The following is a 22,191-nucleotide window of genomic DNA, read 5'->3' on the forward strand; positions in this document are numbered from 1 at the left end:
TTACACTTTGAATGAAGTAACGAACCATGGAAAGGAAACCTGCTAATGTTGCGCTCCTCCTATACCATTCGCTCGGAAGAACAAGCTTCTATGCTTCTGTTTGATTCAATTGGCTGGGAACAAGCCGAGACTCCGGCATATTCATTTAACGGCCAGAACCGGACGGAGAGAAGTTGTGTTATTTTTCAGTACACCTTATCTGGAGAGGGTAGAATTGAAATAGACGGGGTTGTTCACCCATTAACGAAGGGCAAAGCTTTCCTAGTGACTGTCCCCAGTTTACACAGATATTATTATCCGGAGGAAGGTACAGAGCCTTGGGAATTCATTTGGCTGAATGTACGAGGGCCTCTAGCTATTTCACTCTGGAACCAGCTGATCGCACATGGCGGTCCCATTATAGAACTCCCTCAGGAATCGGTTCCGATGGATTTATTGTGGAGTATGTTCAAGGATATCCAGGTTGATGAAGAAAGAGATTTGCATTTTCTAACGGGGAAAGCCTTTCAGTGGATATTGTCCATGGAGAAATACCTCAAGAAACCGAATTTGTTAACCACCTATATAAAAAATGACAAACTTCATGCTGCTATACAATTTATGAAAAATGATCTGCACAATAATAACCTTAGCTTAGACGATGTCGCCGCACATGTTGGAATTTCCAAACATCATCTTTGCAGGCTATTTCAAAAAAACATCAATCTCTCGCCTTTTGAGTATTTAAGAAGGAGACGGATCGAGCTGGCAGCATCTATGCTGAAAACAACAGATCAGACGATCTACCAGATCGCTGTGGACACCGGGTTTGACAATGCCAGCTATTTCGGCAAAGTCTTTCGTTCCTATTTTGGAGTCAGCCCCTCCACTTACCGCGAGCAGGATCTGGAGTTCCTGTCCAAACATGTGTTTTTTGAAAATTGATGTTGCTCGGCATAACCATTCGGCTTTGATAGAGCTGAGTGGCATGCGTGGCGTGCTAATTCGGGGCCGGTGGATGCAAGTAGTAACCATTCAGATTTGGTGGCGCCAACTCAAAACCATCCCCCGCCGCTTTCGGACCCAGATGACGCTATTTGCTAATTTTTCGCCTTTTGAGCACAGTTTCGGACTCCAGTGCAGCTATTCCTTCGAAAGAGGTACATATTAGGTACTTTTCGAGTCAATAGCGACTATGCGGTCCGATAAAACTCCAAATGTGTGAAAAGACTGCAGTTAGCGGCATCTGAGTCCGATAGTACTGTGTTGGTTGGGTAAGCAACTTGCATGGTGCACCAATTCGCGTACGCTAGCCCACGGCTAGGAAGCATCTTGTTAAACACCCTAATTCGCGTACGGCAGCACCGAGTCACAACCATCCCCCGACGCTTTCGGACCTCAATGACGCTATTTGCCAATTTTTCGTCTTTTGAGCACAGTTTCGGACTCCAGTGCAGCTATTCCTTCGAAAGAGGTGCATATTAGGTACTTTTCGGGCCAATAGCGACTATGCGGTCCGATAAAACACCAAATGTGTGAAAAGGCTGCGGTTAGCGGCATATGAGTCCGATAGCACTGTGTTGGACGGGTAAGCAACTTGCATGTCGTACTAGTTCGCGTGCAGCAGTCCCCGGCTAGGTAAGCATCTTGTTAAACACCCTAATTCGCGTCCGAAAGCACCGAGTCCCCCCTCCACCGCCACTTTCGGACCCCAATGACGCTATTTGCCAATTTCCCGCCTTTTGAGCATAGTTTCGGACTCCAGTGCAGCTATTCCTTCGAAAGTTGTGCATGTTAGGTACTTTTCGAGCCAATAGCGACTATGCGGTCCGATAAAACTCCAAATGTGTGGAAAGAGAGCGGTTAGCGGCATTTGAGTCCGATAGCACTGTGTTGGCTGGGTAAGCAACTTACATGGTCCACCAATTTGAGCCCGCCGGCTTCAGTATAAACAATCAGCTCCAGTGGCGCCAAGCTACTTGCAAGTAGCACTAATTCACGTCTGGTAGTCCCCGGCCAAGTAAGCATATCTCGCAAAGCGCCCCATCCAATAACAGCTTCGGGCGCGCAGCTAGTCACAAAAGAACTCAAAAAAGGAGAAAAAAAAGGAAGGTGCCCAGCATCCAATGGCTTTTGAACTGCACCCCGTCAAGTAGACAGCACAAAAAATAAAAGTAGTTTAAGCGGCCTTAGTCCTAAATTCAATGGGACTGAGGCCGTTTAGTTTTGCCTGTAACCGTTCGTTATTATAAAAGTGAATGTAGGTATCAATATCTGTTTGGAGTTCTTCAAAGGTCTGGTAGGTATGTAAGTAGTACTTCTCACATTTCAATGTTCCCCAGAAGGATTCCATCGGCGAATTGTCAATGCAGCAGCCTACTCGGGACATGCTTTGCTTCAGTTCTGCATCGTCCAGCATCTTCTTAAAATGCAGAGAGGTATACTGGAAACCACGGTCGCTATGGAGTAAGGTTCGGCTCTCCGGTGCTGCCTGCAAAGCTAATTCCAGTGTGTTAAAAACTAGCGAATTATTATTGGAATGACCCAGAACGTAAGCAACAATGGACTTGTCATACAGATCTTTTATTGCACTTAAATACGCCTTCTTGCCGTTGCCGTATTTGAATTCCGTTACATCCGTTACCCATTTTTGGTTTGGAGCTTCAGCCTCAAAATTACGGTTCAGCACATTCTCTGCAACCTGCTGAGGCGTGGAGCCTACATACTTCTTTCTCTTTCTGCGGATGACTGACTGGATACCTTGGCATCTCATCAGCCGGTACACTCGCTTTGCGTTAATAGATTTATCCATTTGTCTGCGCAAATGCAGGGTCAATTGGCGATACCCAAAGGTTCGTTCCACCTTCTCATACAAGAGGAGCATGGCCTCTGTCAGTTTCTCGTTGTCAGCCTCTCGAAAACTGGGTTTGCGATTCAACCATTTGTAATAACTTGACCGTGAAATCCCTGCGATGTCACACAAAAGCCGAATGGAGCAAGACTGTTCCTGCTGAACAGCCTGAATGGCCAGGTAGATATTCACCTGGCGAATGGTTCTTAACGCCTCCTCTTTTCGAGTTCCTCTAACTTTTTTAGAAAAGCATTCTCCGCACGCAGGCGTGCATTCTCGTATTCCAGCTTTTGCATCGCGAGTTTGTGGCGATCTGCTTCCGTAAGTTCTTCAGGCGCTTTGGTGCGTCCTCTACCGTCTCGTAATGCCTCTTCACCACCTGCTTCGTACTTCTTTACCCAGCTATATACTTGTTGGTAAGACACGTGAAAATGGCTTGCCGCCTTCGCATAGTCTTCTCCGTTCGAAAGGCAGTACAGCACGATATTTATCCGTTCCTGCCAAGTGGTTACGCGTCCTTTGGTCATAGCTTTAGTTCCTCCTGAATGAGCTGTTAAGCTGTTGCTATGACCATTATACTTCCTAATCCAGTTGGCGAGTTGGGTTGCACTTGCAATCTTATACTTGCAGATGATTTGGTTTTGCGACAATCCTCCCTCGAGATAATCCTTAACGGCATAGAGTTTAAGTTCTGCAGAATACGTACGATTGTAGCTTCGGACTTCCAGCCCTTCGTATCCATACAATTGATAACGTTGCCGCCACTTCACTATAGAGTTTTTGGATATTCCATACTTCCGGGCCGCAGCTTTCAAACCAATGTCGCCCCGTTCAATTTCTTGGAGAATCGTTAACTTTTCCAGTGCTGTATACTTCTTTTGTTCCATAAAAATGCTCCCCATACAGCGACAGGTTTTTATTATTTCACCTGTCTACTATATGGGGAGCATATCATTTCGGGGCACCCTCCTTTTTTGATTAAACTTCTCTAAGCACGAAAAGTAGGCTTCTGAAATCGCCCTCTAGCTGTGGAAGCGTGAGTCCGAAGTGCATCAGCTCATCCCCTCTGTATACTCCGCCGTTAAGCTCAAGCTTATACGATTTTGCAGGGTCGAGTCCTTTCAGACGTAATCTGCGCAACGGTGGATTAGGCCCGGCCAGAACTTGGAAGTAGGTGGCGAAGGCTTCTTTTTTATCAGCGGAAACAAACATCCATGCCGTCTCGTTTCCTTCAAAAGGACTAAGCAGTCGATAGAAATCACCGTACTGAATCAGCATTCTCAGTTCCTTGTACTCCGAAACCTGCTTGCGGATATCCTCGCGTTCAGCTTCAGTAAGCTTGGTCAAATCCAGCTCGTAGCCGAAATTACCCGACATCGCGACATGACCACGTGTCTCCAAAGGAGTAATACGATGCACCTGATGGTTAGGAACAGCCGACACATGGGCACCCATTGAACTCGCTGGATACACAATACTTGTTCCGTATTGGATCTTTAATCTTTCCACTGCATCCGTATCATCGCTAGTCCAGGTCTGTGGCATATAATACAGCATCCCCGGATCAAATCGTCCGCCACCACCAGAGCAGCTTTCGAACAAAATATGAGGGAAACGGGAAACGATACGTTCCAGCACATCATAAAGTCCAAGGATATAACGGTGTGCCGTTTCGCGTTGACGTTCGGCTGGAAGAAGCGCTGATCCAATCTCTGTCATATTCCGGTTCATATCCCATTTCACATAAGTAATCGGAGCAGATGACAATACCGAGCTAACTGACTCGACGATATAATCGCATACATCCTTGCGGGATAAATCCAGCACTAGCTGCTGGCGGGCTAACGAACTTTTATGCCCAGGTACATGGAGACACCAGTCTGGATGTTCACGGTAAAGATCACTTTCTGGCGATACCATTTCTGGCTCGAACCATAATCCGAATTCCATGCCCATTGCCGTGATATCTTCGCCTAGCTTTCCAAGACCTTCAGGAAGCTTGCGACGATCCTCTACCCAGTCTCCCAGGGAGCTGTCGTCGTTATCACGTTTGCCGAACCAGCCGTCATCCAGCACGAACAGCTCCAGGCCTAGCTCTTTGCCTGCTTTAGCAATTTCTTTGATTTTATCCGCATTAAAATTAAAATAAGTCGCTTCCCAGTTGTTGATCAGAATAGGACGCTTGCTATCGCGGAATTCACCTCTGCATAATCGGGTCCGATACAGACGGTGATAGGTTCTCGATAATCCACCAAGCCCTTCACTGGATCTTACCAATACGGCTTCTGGAGCCTGAAAGGATTCGCCCGGTTCAAGCAACCACTGAAAGTTAAAAGGTTGAATACCGATCCCTACTCTGGAAATTCCGTATTGATCCACTTCTGCTTGGGCAAGGAAACTTCCGCTATACACAAGGCTGAACCCGTAAACTTCGCCATGATCCTCTGTTGCATCTTTTGCAAGCAAGGCCATAAAAGGATTCTGCTGATGGCTGCTGGAGCCGCGTTTGCTGTCAATCCGCTGGATGCCAGGAACGAGTGGTCTTTTGTGAATATGGCGTTCTCTAGTCCAAGTACCGGATAATTGCAGCATGTCATAGTCAGAATCATGGAAGTCAACATTCGCGCTTAATACTCTTTTCAGAACCAGATTGTCCTTACCCAGATTCTCAATCCGCACGGAACGTGTTATAACATCCTGATTGTTAAATACGGTATAGCTCAAGGCAGCGATCAATCCTGTTTTATCATCTTGCAGTATAATTTCCAGGGTCTCTGCTTCTTCTTCACTTTCAACATAAGTAGCAGGCAGACCCTTGAGTGCAGGTTTTCCTTTATTAATGGTGTGGCTCTTATAACGGAAATCCGTTACGGTCGTGCCATCTACTAGGTGAACCTCAAGTGCCGGCTCGCGGAAATCACCGTTTCCATAAGAAGGGAATTCGCTTGGCAAGGTGTCGAGGGAGATATTTTTATCCTCCTGCAAATAAGTTGGACTAAAAGAGCAACGTTCCACCAAATTCAACGGATGTTGAAATTCTCTCCCTGCCAATTTTGGGCCCCAGTAGACATGCGCTGGAATAACACCTTTGATCATTTCAATAATATAGCTGGATTTCTCAGACTGTAAATGAAACACCTTGCGGTTGTCATCATAATAAATACCCATAATATGTTTGCACTCTCCTTAAGGTAGCTCAATAGAACGTTTATAGTTTGTAATTAATGCTTCTTCGAAGTCTATTTTAGAGTGAAATGGAAGGGTATACAATCTTAATATCTATACCTATTATAGTAAAATATTGATCTATCTATACACAGAGTCTAAACCACTAAAATATATATCATCAAACTGTCATTTGGAGATTGACAGCCTAGGATATAGTAGGAAAATAACCTTTTTCTTAAATATCAAAGACGGAACGTACAGTAAGCTGGGTACGCAGTTCCTCAGCCGTAGCTGGTTTATCGAGATCTTTTTTAGCAACCGTAACGGTTCTTGAAACGCCAGCTGATAGGTCGAAATAGTTATCACTGAAGATCGCATCTCTTTCCTTGAAATCAAGTCCGACGAAACAGGCATATGCTTTTGACTTCACAGTAATAACGAATTGTTCTGCTTCCTCAGTGAGTACGGCTTCAAGCTCAGGATCAACAAAGCTGAAATGTTTCGGCTTAACGAACAAGACGGTTCCCCCGCTTATCGTCTCCCCCTCTACCTCAAATACATATTCCAGATAAGCTTTACGTTTCTTCTCTTTTGTATCCAAGACATGACCAAAATCAAGCCGATCGAACTCGGCACTGCTTAAAGCCTCAATCTTCACCGACTTCGCACCTTCCATTAGAACCTCTGATGTCGGAGTAAGCAGTCTCCATCTTAATTCACCACTCACCTTCTCTCTGCTCTCATTAGAGACATGCAGGGAAACTACGGTTCCTTCGTCATGTGCAGAAGCAAGAACTGGAGCAAAAAAACGTCTAGCTGTATAATGCATTGCTTTCCACCGGCCATAATAATCGATGCTAGACCAGGAAGCAACCGGCCAACAATCGTTCAACTGCCAATACAATGCGCCCATGCAGCGCCCTCTATGTCTACGCCAATGCTCTACGCCACAGCGCATGCCTTCGGCTTGGATAAGCTGGGACGCATAGAGAATAGATTCAAAATCCTTCGGATATTTGTAGGTCTCGCCGATATAATAGAGAATTTTCTCATTTCCGGTATTGTTCTTCTGGTGGGACTCCATGACATAGGAGAAAATATTGCGATCCTCCGGCAACGTAAAGGATTCAATCGTCTTCAAGCTTGGGAAGGATTGCAGGCCAAACTCAGACATATAACGCGGATAGAGCTTCCGGTAATCGGTAAAAGGCTCCTTGCCATGCCAAACGCCCCAGTAATGCATGTCTCCATAGTTCTCGTCATTCGGTTTATCAAAGCTTCCTTTAGAGGAAGGAGAGGCACGCCAGTAGAAGGTATTGGGATCAACTTCCTTAGCGATAGCCGGCAGAAGCACTTCATATTGCTTGATATAGTCGGCCTTTAGCTGGAGCGAATAATGATTCTCCCAATCCCAATCGACCCAAGCCATCTCCTGTTCGTTGTTACCGCACCACAAGCCTAACGATGCGTGATGGCGTAAGCGCTTCATGTTGTCCATCGTCTCATGTGTGATATTGTCCTCAAAAGATTCTGTCAGTGCATAGATCCCGCAGGCATACAGATGATCCTGCCAGACGATAAGCCCATATTCATCGCATAGATCATAAAAATAATCGTCAGGATAATAACCGCCACCCCATACACGAATGGTATTAAAGTTAGCAGCCACGCAGCTTTGGAGCAAGCGATCCGTGCGCTCCTTAGTCACGCGAGGCAGAAGATTATCTTCCAGAATATAATCGGCACCTGTAGAAAAGATAAGTACGCCGTTGATTTCAAAAGCGAATGATTGTCCCCACTGGTCTTCTTCCTGCTTCACAGAAATCGTTCTTAATCCAATCCGCAGTTCTCGACGATCCAGCTCCTGTCCCTTCTGCAACAGTACAACCTCGACGTTATACAGGGGTTGTGCACCCAGATTATTCGGCCACCACAGCTCTGGCTCCATAATTTCCAGTGTAATATGATGATCTTCTCCCGCAGTTTCGGACACACGACGTTCAACGGCCACACCTGCTGGAGTGTGAACGCTGACTACGATTTCCCGTTCAACCTCCTGCCAACTCTCTGTTCTTACCCGAACATCCAGAGTAACCTTATCCGGCTCGTGAAATTGTGTAATATAAACATCGTCAACACGGGCACTGTCATACCCCTGAATGGAGAGACTTCTCCAGATTCCAAGATCGGGCAGCTTCGGACCCCAGTCCCAGCCGAACATGGAATGTGCTTTGCGCAGATGGGATATTCCCTCCACTGCATCAGCACAACTGCTAAGCGGCAGCTCCGCTTGCTTCCGCAGAGCAAATTCCACTGGGGAACGAAAAATCGCGTGAATGGTGTTATCGCCTTGCTTCAACACTGACTTAATGTCCACTTCATACGTCCGGTGCATATTATCACTGTTCAGAATGTTAGTTCCATTCACAAAAAGCTCGCATAACGTATCCAGCCCCTCACACAGCAGAAATACGCGGTCATGCTGTAACACTTCAGCTTCCACTTGAAAGCAACGCTGATATTCGTAATCGTAATTGGATAATTCCAGAACCTCATATTCCTGCTCACGATAGAACGGATCCGGCATTTCTCCGGCATTCAATAAATCGTGATAGACAGAACCTGGCACACTAGCCTCCAGCCAGTTCGGCTCATGCAGACGTCTCATTTTCCATTTGCCATTTAGATCTACAAGATGCATTTTCTCCCGCCTCCAAAATGTGCTATTTTGCCTTCTTATAGATCAAGTCTATCAATAATATCTTTATATTTCTTGTGTTGTGTTCTCGAGAATCATGTGCTATTTTAACATCATTAATACACTGGAGGACGAACATGTTCAAATACACCGAGGCAAGCCATATGAATCCTGAACTACTAGCAGACCCTTTCTGGGTGGAGTCCTTAAGTCAGGTATCTCCAGAACATACGCATGATTTCTATGAATTTTTCATTCTCACAGAAGGCAGATGTCAGCATATTGTTAACGGGACAGCGCAGCTGCTTCAGACTGGCTGCCTTGTCTTTATTCGGCCCAGTGATACCCACAGATATGAAGCAGATGGTGATAGCGATTGCCGTTTCCTGAACATTCCCTGCCGCAAAAGCCTCATTGAAGATGCTTTAACTTATCTGAATGAAGAGGAGTTTTTGCACGGATTGCTGAACACGCCTCTCCCCCGAATCGCCATGTTATCTCAGCTGGAAATGGCTAGTTTCGTCCGTTCTATGGAACGCATTCGCATCCTATCAACCCTAGACAAGGTTAAGTCCCGGATTTTTCTAAAAGGCCTGCTCGTCGATACACTCACCCAGCATTTTTTCTCCGCAGAGACAGTCGCTCAACCAGAATTCCCACTCTGGCTAGAGCATGCCATAACCAAAATGCATTTAAAGGATAATTTGCACCGTGGACTTCATGCCTTATACGAGCTGTCAGGGAGAAGCGCCGGCCATGTGAACCGCGCCTTCCGGCAATACTTGAACCAGACGCCTACGGAATATATCAACCAGCTAAAGCTCAATGTAGCCCGCAACCTACTGCTCACTACCGAGCTGCGTGTGGTCGATATCGCTTTGGAATCCGGCTTCGAGAATGTCAGTCATTTCTATCATCAATTCAAAAAATTCTATCATCAAGCCCCGCTTGATTTCCGCAGGAATGCACATGTTAATCGGCTGGTTTAGCTTTTTTATACAACAAAAAGCTTCCCTCTGCTGAAATGCAGAGAGGAAGCTTTTACATAGATAAATATATTATTTTGAGTTCCACAATTCCATACGTTCGCTATACTTCTGATTGAAGATTTCTTCTACTTTTTCATCCCCAGCTTTTTTCATATCCGCAAGCATCTTGTCGAATGTAGAATTGGCTTCGGCTTCAGAAGGAGCGATGATTACTCTCGTAATGCTTTGGTCCATAATATCTTTTACTTTTTGCGCTGTCAGCGCTTCAGGCGTTCCGCCGTCAGGGCCTAAGTTATCAAATTCTGCTGTATCCCATACGGAATCTCCAAGGCTCTTAATGGCCATTTCGTCAATTTCACTACGTTGGTATTTAACGGCCATATCGTATGGCTGTTCATTGGCATCCAGACCATTTTTAACAAACCACAACCATTTACGAACACCGCTCTTCTTCACAGCATCGTCCCAGTTATCCTTGAAGCTTTGCAGGAATGCAGGGTCTGGTTGTCTCTTTCCATCCACCATGGTGTACTGCTCGCCTTCCTTACCCCATAGCAGCAAATGTTGTCCTTCGTCACTCGCTAGGTAGTTGAACAGCTTGATAGTTTCTTCAGGGTGTTTGTTATTTTTCGTAATGGCAATAGCATCCCATCCAAGTGAGCTTCTTGGTCCGAATGTTGTTTGGGAGGTCTCAGTGCCTGGAGCTACAACCTTGTAGGGGAAGAACTGATTATCATCTCCGCCATCCTTCTTCAGAGTACCATTTGCATTACCTGGGTCCCAGTATGCGCCTGGTGTGGAGAACACTGCGCCGGTAGCCAGCTTTTGAATCCAGGTTTGTGTTTTGCTGATGGCAAACTCTTTTTCGATTAGACCTTCTCTATACAGACTGTTCACATAAAGCAGCATCTCGCGATACTTTGGATCCTTAACATCATATTGTAATGTTCCATTATTATCATAGTAGGTTCTCAGACCCCACATCCCTTTAAATGTACCGAGGTTGGCGCCCATATTCTCACCGTTCATCGTCATTGGAACAGTTTCTTTTCCATCAATTGTCTTGTTTTTCTCTTTAAAATTCTTTAAAAGTGCTTCAAACTCATCCGTTGTGAGTGGGGTGGAGCCATCTGCCTTATCTGGAGCTAGGTCCGCAACCAGATTTTTTCTCATCAGCATACCGAAAACAGGATCACTATCCAGGCCATACCAGTTAGCTAGATAATAGTTTTTCCCATCCTTATAACGTGTTTTGATCAATGTGTCGCCGTACATTTCTTTAATGTCTGGTCCACTTTTCTCAATTAACTCATCGAGCGCTATAAATGCGCCACTTGTAATGTATTTATCGAGGGAAGCATCGCCCCGGCTCATTACAACCACATCTGGATAGTCACCACTGGCAAGCATCAAGCTCAGCTTTTCCGTAGGATTACCCGTTGGCTGCTGGATTGAGATCGAAATGCCTGTTTTTTTGGTGATTTCCTGCGCAATAGCATCAGTGAAAGGTTCTCCCTTGGTATTTGAATCAAACCAGGTCAATGTAATCGGCTCTTGTTTTTTATCGTCTCCGGCCGTTTGGTTTGTATTGTTTTTTCCATCATTTGAAGCACAACCCGCTAATACACCAACGGCTAATGCGGCAGTAATACTCACGTTCAACCATTTATTTTTCTTTATCATAGACACCCTAATTCCTCCCATTAAGTAAGTTACTTCATAAGTCTATCAAGCAACCAAGCAAGTCTGCCCGTTCACCCCCCTTCAGGGCCGCTATTTATTTAATCATATTAACTCTTAACCGCTCCCAAAGTCATACCCTTAACAAAGTACTTTTGCAGGAATGGGTATACCAGTACGATAGGCAATGTTGCCACCATCGTCGCTGCCATCCGGATAGTATCACTTGAAACCGCATTCCGCTTAGCCGAGTTAGCTAGCATTTGCGATTGCGATACCATGCCTCCGGTCTGGAATTGGCTTAATATTTTCACGAGTACGGCTTGCAAGGTCTTTAAGTCAGAGCTATAGGTAAACGCATAGGAGTCAAACCACGAATTCCAATGTGAAATTGCCTGAAAAAGTCCTACAGTCGCAAGCACGGGTGTGGTCAACGGTAGAACAATCCGGAAGAAAATCGTCAGGTCATTCGCCCCGTCTACCTTCGCCGACTCCTCGATCTCACCAGGCAGCCCCTCCATAAAGGTACGGACAATAATCATATAGAAGACATTCATCAGCCCTGGCAAAATAAATACGGAAAACGTGTCAATCATATTCAGCGCTTTAAGCACCATGTAATAAGGAATCAGTCCGCCTCCAAAATACATTGTGAAGACAAAATATAGATTCCATCCTTTACGTCCCATCAAATTCCGGCGGCTTAGCGGATAAGCAAGCATCGTAATGACAAGGACAGATAGCGGCGCGCCAATTACGGTACGTTTGACAGTAACCCATAAGCCATTCAAAATCTCGCTATCTTTTAAGATTTGACTGTAGCTATCAAAGGTGAGGACTCTGGGCCACAAATAGACGCCACCACGTACGGTATCCTCAGCAGCATTTAATGAAAGAACGAGAATATTCCAAAAAGGGAGAAAGGTAACTAGCAACACAAGTATAAGAATGAGATAAACTATAAATTTAAAAATATGATCCCCGTATCTATTCGAAATCATCACAAGCGCTCCTCTCTTTTTCGGGTTTAGAACAACGCTTGGTCGTTCACTTTTCTAGAAATTCGATTCACAATTACAACAAGTATGAAGGCAATCACGGATTTAAATACCCCAACGGCCGCCCCGTAGGAGAACATGCTGTTTTGTAGCCCGTATTTATATGCATAAATATCGATAACCTCTGAATACTCAAGCACGGTATTATTTTGCAGCAGGTATTGTTGTTCAAAGCCCGCATTCAAAATGCCTCCGACGGCAAGAATCCCTAAAATAACAATGGTTGGACGCAAGGCTGGCAACGTAATATGCCACATTTGCCGGAAGCGACTGGCTCCATCCACTCTAGCTGCTTCGTAGAGCTCTGGATTAATAGCGGAAATTGCAGCAAGATACATAATGGCGCTGAAGCCCATTTCCTTCCACATGTTGGACAAAGCGATGATCCACCAGAATAGCGGTCCATTTTGTAGAAAAGCAACCGGTTCCTGAACAATGCCCAACGTCACCAGTAAATTGTTAAACATCCCATCGGAAGCCAGCAGTGTAATCACGATGTTTGCAGCGATAACCCATGAGATAAAATGCGGCAGATAAGAAACCGTCTGTACAAATCTTTTGAAAAATCCCTGTCTAGCTTCATTCAGTACAAGTGCGAGGATGATCGGTGCTGGAAATCCGAATAACAAGGTCAGCAAGCTTGTAGCGAGCGTATTACGCATTACACGGTAGAAGTCTCCGGTAGTAAAGAAATACTCAAACCACTTGAATCCTACAAACTCTGCATGGAAAAATTGTTGAAAAAATGTTCCTCCGCCCGGCTGATAATTCGTAAACGCCATATACATCCCAAACATAGGACCATAAGAAAATAGCAATGTCGCAATTAAGGCAGGCAGCATCAGCAAAAATAACCATTTCTGCTCTTTTAATCTGTACCACAGATTATTGCCTCTGACTGTTTTGATAGCGCTTGCTTTATGCATCAAATACCCTCCCTTTTTATTTAGTGCAGCATGTCGAGCCACATCTCGATTCAAACTTCTCTCCTATTCATCTTAAGTCCGCAACAGGTGGCTTTCTATACTTCAATCCTCCGAATGATAGCGCTTTTTAAAGGAGTTTCGGCAGATTCGAGCATTGGATTTCGATATTCAGTCTGCTATGATGAACATGGCAAACAGCGAATTTACAGTAAAGAAGGGACTTCTTCTATGCGCCATATATATAGGAAATATATTTATATGCCTTTTATCGATTTGAGCTTTCGCTCCAAGCTGTTCAGCGTATTTGTGCTAGTGACCATTGTTCCGATGATGCTTTTCGCCTACCTTTCCTACGAATTAACAAAATCAAAATTAACGGATCAGATTTACAGCAATATGATGAATTCAACAGCTCAGATTAATAAAAATTTGGAAAACAAGCTGGACAGCTATGAACATATTTCAGCTTCCATCTACCTGGATAACAGACTTGCCAGCTACCTCACGAGTGAATACCAGGATGATCCTTCTTATCTGGATGTCTATCAATACATAGGCAACCGCATGGACACGATAATGACTGCCTATCCTGATTTTGATAGCGTTTTCATTTATTCGGACAATGAATCACTGCCCAAAGATGATTACTATATCAAGCCGGTGACAGCTGAGGTTAAAGAGACCGAGCTGTTCAAGCAGCTTCAGCAGTCACATGGGAATATCATTCATCTATCCTCACCGCAGACCGAAGATAGTCCGGCCATGTTTACCTTAGCAAGATTTTTGAACAATAACCGCAATCAATATCCCTACGGTATTCTGGTCTTCAGAATCTCCGAATCGGTCATCTATTCTTTAATGGAGGAAGAAGCGGGCGGGAAAGATATTTTTATTATTAATGACAAAGGGCTTATTCTCTCAGCAGCTGACAAGCACTTATTAAATACGAGCCTGCCGGAATTGCTTGATCAGAAATTCGATGAGTCACCATCGGGCAGATTTGATACAACTTACAAAGGGGTAAAGGCATTCGCGGTCTACAACACGCTCAAAAATGGATGGAAAACTGTATCTATCTTCCCCTATGACAGCATCATTCAGGACGCTAAATCACTCTCAGATCTGATTATCAAAATCTCACTGGGCTTTATTGGTGTGGCCCTCCTGCTGATTTACATTACGGCGTCGCTGTTCAGCAAGCGTATCCGTACTTTAATCCGGATGATCCGCCGCCTGGAACGGGGCGATTTCAATCATAGTACAGAAGAACATTTGGGGAATGATGAGATTGGCCAGCTGCATTTTGCCTTCAAGCAAATGACCACCCGGCTCAAAAGTCTCATTACCGAGGTGTATCAGAAGGAGCTGCAGAGTAAGGAGGCCGAGCTTGACCTGCTGCAAGCGCAAATCAACCCTCATTTTCTGTACAACACGCTGGGCTCCATCTCGTCGCTTGCCCTAAAACATCAAGATACGCGTATACAAGATTTGGTGCTTCATCTAGCCAAGTTTTATCGAATCTCCTTGAATAAAGGGAAAAGTATATTGACCATCCACGAGGAATTAAAGCTGACCCAGAGCTACAACGCCATTCAGCTAATCCGCTTTAAAGGCCAACTGAACATTACCTACACAGTAGATGAAGTGATTCTGCCCTACTCTACAGTCAAGCTTGCCTTACAGCCTTTTGTGGAGAATGCAGTGCTGCATGCCGTGTGGAGCCAAGAAAGTCCGCTGAACATTCATATCAAAGGTGTCATGGAAGCAAACGATATTATCTTGTCGGTAATCGATGATGGCATGGGGATGAGCCGTGAGACCCTCAGCTCTTTGCTTGAGGATAAGCCTGGACGAGGGTATGGAATCACTAACGTTGATCGTCGCATCAAACTGAAATTTGGTGAGCACTACGGCGTTAAAGTGTTTAGCAGACTAGGAATAGGCACCACCGTGCAGATTCGTTTACCACAAAAAGAGGTGTAGGAGCGGTGACGAGGGGATTCTCCATTGTGAGAATCCTTTGGCTTGCTTCTCCTTGGATTTGATGGGATCGATGGGATCGTTTAGATCGAAGGGATCGTTGGGATCGTTCGGCACTATTTGCTCCCTCCTCATTCGTATCGGACCGAGGGGACCCTATTTCGATGAATCAGGGCATTTTGCTCGGCTATCGGACTCAGATGCAGCAATTGACTCGTTTGTACACTAATTCTGGACATTTTTATAGCAATAAGAGCTATACAGTCCGAAATCTTTGTAAAATGCCTCAAATACCCGAAATAGCTGCAATACGGTCCGATGTGTTCTACTTTTGCGCGGGATTCTAATTTGCTGAGGTGTGTTCGACTTTTGCACGGGATTCTACTTTGCTGGGGAATGTTCGACTTTTGCGCGGAATTCTACTTTGCTGGGGTGTGTTCTACTTATACTCCTTCCTCTTACGCATCGGACCGAGGAGACCTTATTTCGATGAGTCGGGGCATTTTGCTCGGCTATCGGACTCAGATGCAGCTATTGACTCATTTGCACAGTAATTCTGGACATTTTTATAGCAATAAGAGCTATACAGTCCGAAATCTTTGTAAAATGACTCAAATATCCAAAATAGCTGCAATACAGTCCGATGTGTTCTACTTCGCGCGGGATTCTACTTTGCTGGGGTGTGCTAGACTTTTGTGCGGGATTCTACTTTGCCAGAGTGTCTTAGTGTGTTCCAACTTATACTCCTTCCTCTTACGCATCGGACCGAGGAGACCTTATTTCGATGAGTCGGGGCATTTAGCTCGACTATCGGACTCAGATGCAGCTATTGACTCTTTTGCACACTAATTCTGGACCATTTTATAGCAATAAGAGCTATACAGTCCGAAATCTTTGTAAAAAGACTCAAATATCCGAAATAGCTGCAATACGGTCCGATGTGTTCTACTTTGCGCGAGAGATTCTACTTTGCTGGGGTGTGCTAGACTTTTGTGCGGGATTCTACTTTGCCAGAGTGTCTTAGTGTGTTCCAACTTATACTCCTTCCTCCTACGCATCGGACCGAGGAGACCTTATTTCGATGATTCAGGGCATTTTGCTCGGCTATCGAACTCAGATGCAGCTATTGACTCATTTACATACTAATTCTGGACAATTTTATAGCAATAAGAGCTATACAGTCCGAAGTCTTAGTAAAATGACTCATATATCCGAAATAGCTGCAATACGGTCCGATGTGTTCTAACTATGATCTATTTTGTCGGGGTGTGTTCTACTTTTGCGCGAGATTCTAATTTGCTGAGGCCGGAGTGTGTTCGACTTTTGCACGGGATTCTACTTTGCTGGGGTGTGCTCGACTTTTGCACGGGATTCTACTTCGCTGGAGTAAGATCCGATAGATAGTAAAGTGCGGTACTAATAACTGCCGAACAGTAATGTACCTAATAATAATGTAGTACCTATTAGTAAAGTTCGATAAAGTAGCTAATTTCATCAAGTGATCTATCAAAAAAAGCGACTCTCCGGTTAATGGAGAGTCGCTTTTTTGTAGTGATTTCAGCTTACTTCAAAATCAAATTATAGATCACTTGAGCCGCTTCTGCGCGCGAAGTGATTCCTTTTGGTGCAAACCGTTCATGACTTTGACCTTGAATCAGTCCCAGACTGGCCGCTTCATTAACAGAAGCAGTGGCCCAAGCAGACACCTGATTCATGTCGGTGAACGCTGCGGCAGTTGCACCGTTGGTTGTTGCGCCGTTAGCTGTTGCACCGTTGGTTGGTACGCCGTTAGTTATTACGCCATTGGCTGTTACGCCGTTGTTCAGCTCGTAAGCCTTCATTAGCATCACCGTGATTTCTTCACGGGTGATTTGTGCTCCCGGCTCAAACTTGGACGCACTTCTACCACTCACGATTCCCGCCTTGTAAGCGATTGAGATAGGCTCCGCATACCAGGCGGATGGAGCAACATCAGCAAAGCTTTCTTTTCCTGTCGCGGTCAGTCCAAGGGCATGAACAAGCATCGAAGTGAACTCGGCACGTGTAACTGCCCGGCTTGGTTCAAACTTTTCTTTGCTTGTGCCCTGCACATATAGCTTGGACGACAGCTCTTGGATTACTGGGTTAGCCCAGTGATTGGCCGGCACATCGACAAAGATGCGGTTCAACTCCAGCACAGCATATTTGCTGAAGTGGCTGACCTCAGCTTTTAATACACCGTTAGCATAATCAGCTTGAATATATTCCAGCCTGCCATTGTCCGCGATATAATAAACACCGCCTCGTTTAGCATTGAAGCCTTCTGCCACTGGCATGATGAGTGTTATTGGCTTATCAAATGTAGCGAGTGTGTCTGTAGTGCCTGACCTGGTGGTGATAGAGAGACTAAGTTCATAGATGTCTCCCTTGAGTACAACAGCCGCATTAGTAGAACTAGCCACTGTAGCAACCAACTCATCGGCCTTGCTGCTGAGGTTCACCATCTTCAGGGCAATCGTGCTATCTTCCCGCTGTCCCTCTGGCAGCTTGTTTTGTAGCTGGTGAATTAGCTCCGCTGGTACCTGCAAGGAGAGCTTACCCGCATTCAAAACTAGGGTGTGGTTCGCCAACTGTCGGACTACAGCAGAGGATAACTGAAATTGTTGGATGTCCCCTTTAATCTCAACCACTACCTGGCCAGTAGAACTGTCCAATTCCAGCATATCTGGCATGAGAATCAAAGTGCCCGCAGCATTCTCTTGACCCGAAGTACTGCCAGAGGTACTACCAGAGGTACCGCCATTGTTTCCTGGATTCCCAGGATTACTAGGCTCTCCCGGATTGCTCGGTTCTCCCGGACTGCTCGGTTCTCCTGGATTGCTAGGCTCTCCTGTAGAGTCCTCTTTGACCGTGATTTCTGCCGATGCTTTGAATCCACCGTCTACCGTTTCCACAGTAATGGTGGCCTTTCCAGCTTCTACAGCGGTTACTGTTCCGTAGACTACGGTAGCTACAGAGGTATCGCTCGAAGTCCAGAGGACTGCTTTATCCGTCGCATCTTCCGGCGATACCGTAGCCGTCAATTTGCCGGTTTCACCTGCGGTCAACGAAAGCTCTGTCTTATCCAGTGTTATACCGGTTACTTGCTTAGGTGCAGCCGTCAATTTTACCAATTTCGACTCTGTCGGCTGCAAGGACAATTTCATAGTTCCTGTGACAGAGGAAACTTCTCCTTTCCAGAGATCTTGCGTAGTATAAGTCTCTGCAGCATCCAGTCCAGCGCGGCCAAGTTCAACTTGCTTATCTGCCGAAGCAGATGCACTGTAATTGAATACGGCCAGATAATAATCATTGCCATCCTTCATAACAAAAGTATCGGCGGCATTAGCGTTTGTATTTCCTTCAAGTGGCTTGAACACTTTTCCTTTTAAAGCTAAATCGAGAACATCCTTGTTGTTGAACAAAGCGGTCATGTACTCCTGTGCTTCTGGATCGTTAACATTGTCAGAGCCAAGCAGTACTGTTCCAGCGATAACGCCAGAGTTCATACGGCTACGCGCTTCAGTCAAGCTGGTAGCACGGGCCAATGCCAAATGATCAGGATCGGTGTAGGTGTAGATCGTGCCATTTTGCCAAAAGCCATAGGTTAATGAATTCAGCATATATTCGGTTTCATTGATCTTGCCGTATGTGTCGCAGGAAATTCGTCGGCTATGCGCATATTGGCTCGGGAAAATAGGCGCAATTGATGCGCTAATGAACATTTTTCCATCCAGACGTTCTTTCACATAACGCATTCCTTCATTATAAGCTTGGATTCCTGTCGTTATAGTTGGATCGAAATGTTGCCCCTCAAGCGAACCATGCGTTAAAAAATCTAATTTGATGAAGGTGAAGCCCAGACCTTTAAATTTGTCCAAAAAATAGTTCATGCGCAATTGGGCACCAGGATGTGTTACATCCAAAGGAAAAGCCCCGTCCAGAGTCGGCAGCGGTTGACCCGCGGCATCCTTAAGGACAATATCGCCGTAAGTATATTTATTGTCAGTTCCCTCTACAATCTGGTCCATATTGTTGCCCCAGTATACAAACGGTGCCCAATAAATACCCGCATGCTGGCCATTCCCTTTAATAACCGATACGGCGTCAGCCAGCTGCTTATCATTCAGATTATCCTAATAAGAATCCATGTTAATAAATACATTGCCGTTATTATTGAAATTTTGCAGATTCTCTTTATAGTAATTGGAGACATCCACTACATCCTGATACGAAAGCGTACCCTCGTAAGCTCCCCAGCTATTAAAACCAACCGGTACGCCTTGTGGCAGCTCGGGGTTTAGCTCAAGTGCAGGTGTAATGATCGCATTAGCTTTACCATACTCCTCAAGCCCTGTACGGTAATCACTGAAAGCCCCTACCATGATCATAGGTGAGGATAAGTTTGTTCCACTTAAGCTGCCATGAGGCTGGGTATCGCGGGTGACATCACTAGCTGCACCGCCATATACGACCAGTTCATTCAGCCGATTGGCGGAACCTTTCCAGTCGATGCCTGTCTTCCAGGTATCATGAGTTACAGAGCCAAGCACAAGGCCGCTGCGTGTCGAGTTGTTAAACACAGTAGTCACCTCATAGCTGGTATCTGCACGGTTCATAGATTGAGATTTATAACGAATCCAAGCATCGTTGTCAAAAGGAACTGTAAGCACACGATTATCCGCACTAGCTCCGATATCCACACCACCTGTACGTTTTACGGTAATAGGTGACATATAGTTGGTCTTGACCGCTGTATCGCTGGCGACATCCAGACGGGTCAGAAAATACTTTTGATCGTCATAAAACTTGTAGACCTGCTTTAGCGTCGGTTTTCCTGTGGAAGTGTGGACAAAAGTTAGCTCCACTCCTTTGCCGAAACCATCCTGAATTTCTACCGGAGCACCAACAATTGTATGACTCTCATAGCTTGTAGTCTCAACGAGCGTATCGCCGATTTTGATACTGCTATAGATCCCATGCAGCTTCTGTCCGTCAGCCCAGTTATAGCTTGCATATCCAGACTTGGTATTATAGGACACTTCATATTGGCCATTTGATACAAGCAGTCCGTAAGTATATTCGGTAACTGTGATAGCTCCGTAGTTCTTCGAAGCGCCCGGTGTTCCTAAATCACCGTCTTCCTCCACTGGGGGATTAGGATCCACACCCATGGCTGGCTCAACTATAATTCGGTCCAGATCTGGCGCATACCAGTTGCCATCTGTAAATTTGATTGTATTCTCGCCTTCGTTCAGTGGCAGTGTAAGTTCATACATTCCAACCGTATCCCAGTCCGGTGTCTTGGGCAGCTCATAATACTGTTCTGCACCACCATTCGCACTAACGTAGAAGCTGCGTGGGTCACCTGAAATGTAGGCGACTGTGATTCGGTAATCACCAGTCATAGGGGCTGTAATCTTGTTGAAGGTTATGGAACTGCCGCTATTCAAGTACCCTACCTTCTGGCCACCCGAAGCATTCGGGCTTTCGGAAACTTGGGCCTCACCTGTCAAAACATTGAGCGGAGATTCTGCTTCATAGCTGAGGGTATAAGGAATAATTTCTATCCGGTCGAAATCTGGAGAATACCAATCATGATCTGAGAAGGTGATAGTATTCAAACCCTCTACCAAAGAGGCCTCCACATCATAGGTCCCCACGGTGCTCCAGCTTGCCGTCTTTGGCAGGTCGATCATTTCATCCATTCCATCGTTAACCTGCATATAGACAGGACGTTGATCGCCGGAAATATAGGAGATGCGGATTAAATACGTTCCCGCTGCTGGTACTGCAACATTTGTGAACTGTAAGGAACTGTTTTTGTTCAGATCCGTTACGATTTTACCGCCAGAGCCCACACTGCTGTCCGCCACTTTGGCGTTGCCTGTAAGCATATTCTCAGTAGCCTCGGCTTCCATGATCACACCATGCAGCTTCTCCTTCCAGTCACCTCCGGGTCCTTCACCTGGATCGCTGTCGTCTAGTCCACGGATTACGATCTTATCGATGTCTGGAGAATACCAGTTGTTGTCATCGATCAAGATGTTATTAGCACCCGCGTTCAGCGGAAGCGTCACATCATAAGTGCCTACCGTATCCCAGTCCACAGTCTTGGACGGTTCTTCAAATTGCTTGTCACCGCCATTGGCACTGATATTAAACGGGCGCGAATCGCCAGAAATATAATACACTGTAATTTTATAATTCCCTGGCTCGTTTACGGTCACATTATTGAACAACAAGGAGCTGCCTTGATACATGCCGCCAACTTTTTTCCCTCCGGAAGCCGCTGGGTGGTCAGAAATTGACGCATTACCCGTCAGAATATTCCCATCCGCTTCAGCTTCATAGCTATTTGTATCCTCGGCGTAAACCTTGCCGGCAAACTGACCACCGCTGCCTAACACTAAGCTGATCATAAGAAAGAACAAGAACCCTCTTTTCATTACACGTCCAAACATTTAATCCCTCCATTTAACTTTCTGATATAAGAAAAGCCTTCCGGTTGCAATTCATCAGTTGTTCCTCTTTCCAAATAACGTCTTCAGAACTCCTCTCCTTGTTGTAAGTAACGTCATGTAAGGAATGAACGGCCCGTACCGATTACTCTCTCAAGAATGCTGTATCCAACTATTGCCGTCTGGATTTCTTGAAAGCGCTATCGCAATTAGATTTGTAAAAAAGCTTCCTTTAATCGCAATAATGAATCAAGCCCCTCACATGTGCTGAGTTGTAATACATGCTTATTGTAAAAAGCAAAGGGGCATCTTTCCATATCGCAAGTTTACAATTCATAAAGGAAAGCGACTTTTCTTTCTATTCAGTAAGCAGAAGTGCGGAA

General features: G+C 45.4%; 11 protein-coding genes. 3 read left to right on the plus strand and 8 right to left on the minus strand.

Annotated features, from left to right (window positions below; all coding sequences use genetic code 11):
* Nucleotides 1-45 precede the first annotated feature (45 nt).
* Complete coding sequence (locus tag NYE72_RS22650) at nucleotides 46-924, plus strand: AraC family transcriptional regulator (RefSeq protein ID WP_339210444.1); 879 nt, start codon at nucleotides 46-48, stop codon at nucleotides 922-924.
* 1,234 nt (nucleotides 925-2,158) lie between these two features.
* On the opposite strand, the gene NYE72_RS22655 is transcribed toward NYE72_RS22650, so the two are convergent.
* The 3 genes from NYE72_RS22655 to NYE72_RS22665 all read right to left on the minus strand — a co-directional run bounded on the left by NYE72_RS22655 (nucleotide 2,159) and on the right by NYE72_RS22665 (nucleotide 8,699).
* Nucleotides 2,159-3,717, minus strand: a protein-coding gene (locus NYE72_RS22655; RefSeq protein ID WP_094903917.1) for an IS3 family transposase whose coding sequence is annotated in 2 segments (ribosomal slippage) — nucleotides 2,159-3,084 and nucleotides 3,084-3,717 — 1,560 coding nt in all. Because the reading frame shifts where the segments join, the coding sequence is not laid out codon by codon here.
* A gap of 91 nt (nucleotides 3,718-3,808) precedes the next feature.
* Entirely contained in the window at nucleotides 3,809-5,998 is a 2,190-nt protein-coding gene (locus NYE72_RS22660; RefSeq protein WP_038572691.1) for an alpha-galactosidase, read from the minus strand.
* 235 nt (nucleotides 5,999-6,233) lie between these two features.
* Nucleotides 6,234-8,699 (minus strand): glycoside hydrolase family 2 protein, encoded by a 2,466-nt coding sequence (locus tag NYE72_RS22665; RefSeq protein WP_038572693.1) that lies wholly within the window; start codon nucleotides 8,697-8,699, stop codon nucleotides 6,234-6,236.
* Between the two features lie 134 nt (nucleotides 8,700-8,833).
* On the opposite strand from NYE72_RS22665, the gene NYE72_RS22670 reads away from it, so the two are divergent.
* Nucleotides 8,834-9,685 (plus strand): helix-turn-helix domain-containing protein, encoded by an 852-nt coding sequence (locus tag NYE72_RS22670; RefSeq protein WP_038572695.1) that lies wholly within the window; start codon nucleotides 8,834-8,836, stop codon nucleotides 9,683-9,685.
* A 69-nt stretch (nucleotides 9,686-9,754) separates the two neighbouring features.
* Here the strand turns inward: NYE72_RS22670 and NYE72_RS22675 are convergent, their stop codons facing one another.
* From NYE72_RS22675 to NYE72_RS22685, 3 genes are all read right to left on the minus strand, one after another.
* The gene (locus tag NYE72_RS22675; protein WP_038574721.1) at nucleotides 9,755-11,368 is read right to left on the minus strand and encodes an extracellular solute-binding protein; all 1,614 of its coding nucleotides are present in this window, start codon (nucleotides 11,366-11,368) and stop codon (nucleotides 9,755-9,757) included.
* Nucleotides 11,369-11,475: 107 nt separating this feature from the next.
* On the minus strand, nucleotides 11,476-12,366 hold the full coding sequence (locus tag NYE72_RS22680; RefSeq protein ID WP_038572696.1) for a carbohydrate ABC transporter permease: 891 nt from the start codon (nucleotides 12,364-12,366) through the stop codon (nucleotides 11,476-11,478).
* Nucleotides 12,367-12,392: 26 nt separating this feature from the next.
* On the minus strand, nucleotides 12,393-13,349 hold the full coding sequence (locus NYE72_RS22685; RefSeq protein WP_051491272.1) for an ABC transporter permease subunit: 957 nt from the start codon (nucleotides 13,347-13,349) through the stop codon (nucleotides 12,393-12,395).
* Between the two features lie 258 nt (nucleotides 13,350-13,607).
* On the opposite strand from NYE72_RS22685, the gene NYE72_RS22690 reads away from it, so the two are divergent.
* Complete coding sequence (locus NYE72_RS22690) at nucleotides 13,608-15,332, plus strand: sensor histidine kinase (protein WP_339210446.1); 1,725 nt, start codon at nucleotides 13,608-13,610, stop codon at nucleotides 15,330-15,332.
* A 1,559-nt stretch (nucleotides 15,333-16,891) separates the two neighbouring features.
* On the opposite strand, the gene NYE72_RS22695 is transcribed toward NYE72_RS22690, so the two are convergent.
* Both NYE72_RS22695 and NYE72_RS22700 read right to left on the minus strand, forming a co-directional pair.
* Entirely contained in the window at nucleotides 16,892-19,378 is a 2,487-nt protein-coding gene (locus NYE72_RS22695; RefSeq protein ID WP_339210447.1) for an S-layer homology domain-containing protein, read from the minus strand.
* Between the two features lie 105 nt (nucleotides 19,379-19,483).
* Nucleotides 19,484-21,811, minus strand: a complete 2,328-nt coding sequence (locus NYE72_RS22700) for a carbohydrate-binding protein (RefSeq protein ID WP_339210449.1) — start codon at nucleotides 21,809-21,811, stop codon at nucleotides 19,484-19,486.
* Between the last annotated feature and the right edge of the window lie 380 nt (nucleotides 21,812-22,191).

Origin of the sequence: Paenibacillus sp. FSL L8-0333, from assembly GCF_037965665.1 — a bacterium.
Taxonomy (GTDB): domain Bacteria; phylum Bacillota; class Bacilli; order Paenibacillales; family Paenibacillaceae; genus Paenibacillus_AQ; species Paenibacillus_AQ odorifer.

What these genes read in the sequence shown, in the direction of transcription:
- NYE72_RS22650 (WP_339210444.1), top strand. Translation starts at nt 46, where the DNA reads ATGTTGCGCTCCTCCTATACCATTCGCTCGGAAGAACAAGCTTCTATG.
- NYE72_RS22660 (WP_038572691.1), bottom strand. Translation starts at nt 5,998, where the DNA reads ATGGGTATTTATTATGATGACAACCGCAAGGTGTTTCATTTACAGTCT.
- NYE72_RS22665 (WP_038572693.1), bottom strand. Translation starts at nt 8,699, where the DNA reads ATGCATCTTGTAGATCTAAATGGCAAATGGAAAATGAGACGTCTGCAT.
- NYE72_RS22670 (WP_038572695.1), top strand. Translation starts at nt 8,834, where the DNA reads ATGTTCAAATACACCGAGGCAAGCCATATGAATCCTGAACTACTAGCA.
- NYE72_RS22675 (WP_038574721.1), bottom strand. Translation starts at nt 11,368, where the DNA reads ATGATAAAGAAAAATAAATGGTTGAACGTGAGTATTACTGCCGCATTA.
- NYE72_RS22680 (WP_038572696.1), bottom strand. Translation starts at nt 12,366, where the DNA reads ATGATTTCGAATAGATACGGGGATCATATTTTTAAATTTATAGTTTAT.
- NYE72_RS22685 (WP_051491272.1), bottom strand. Translation starts at nt 13,349, where the DNA reads ATGCATAAAGCAAGCGCTATCAAAACAGTCAGAGGCAATAATCTGTGG.
- NYE72_RS22690 (WP_339210446.1), top strand. Translation starts at nt 13,608, where the DNA reads ATGCCTTTTATCGATTTGAGCTTTCGCTCCAAGCTGTTCAGCGTATTT.
- NYE72_RS22695 (WP_339210447.1), bottom strand. Translation starts at nt 19,378, where the DNA reads ATGGACCAGATTGTAGAGGGAACTGACAATAAATATACTTACGGCGAT.
- NYE72_RS22700 (WP_339210449.1), bottom strand. Translation starts at nt 21,811, where the DNA reads ATGTTTGGACGTGTAATGAAAAGAGGGTTCTTGTTCTTTCTTATGATC.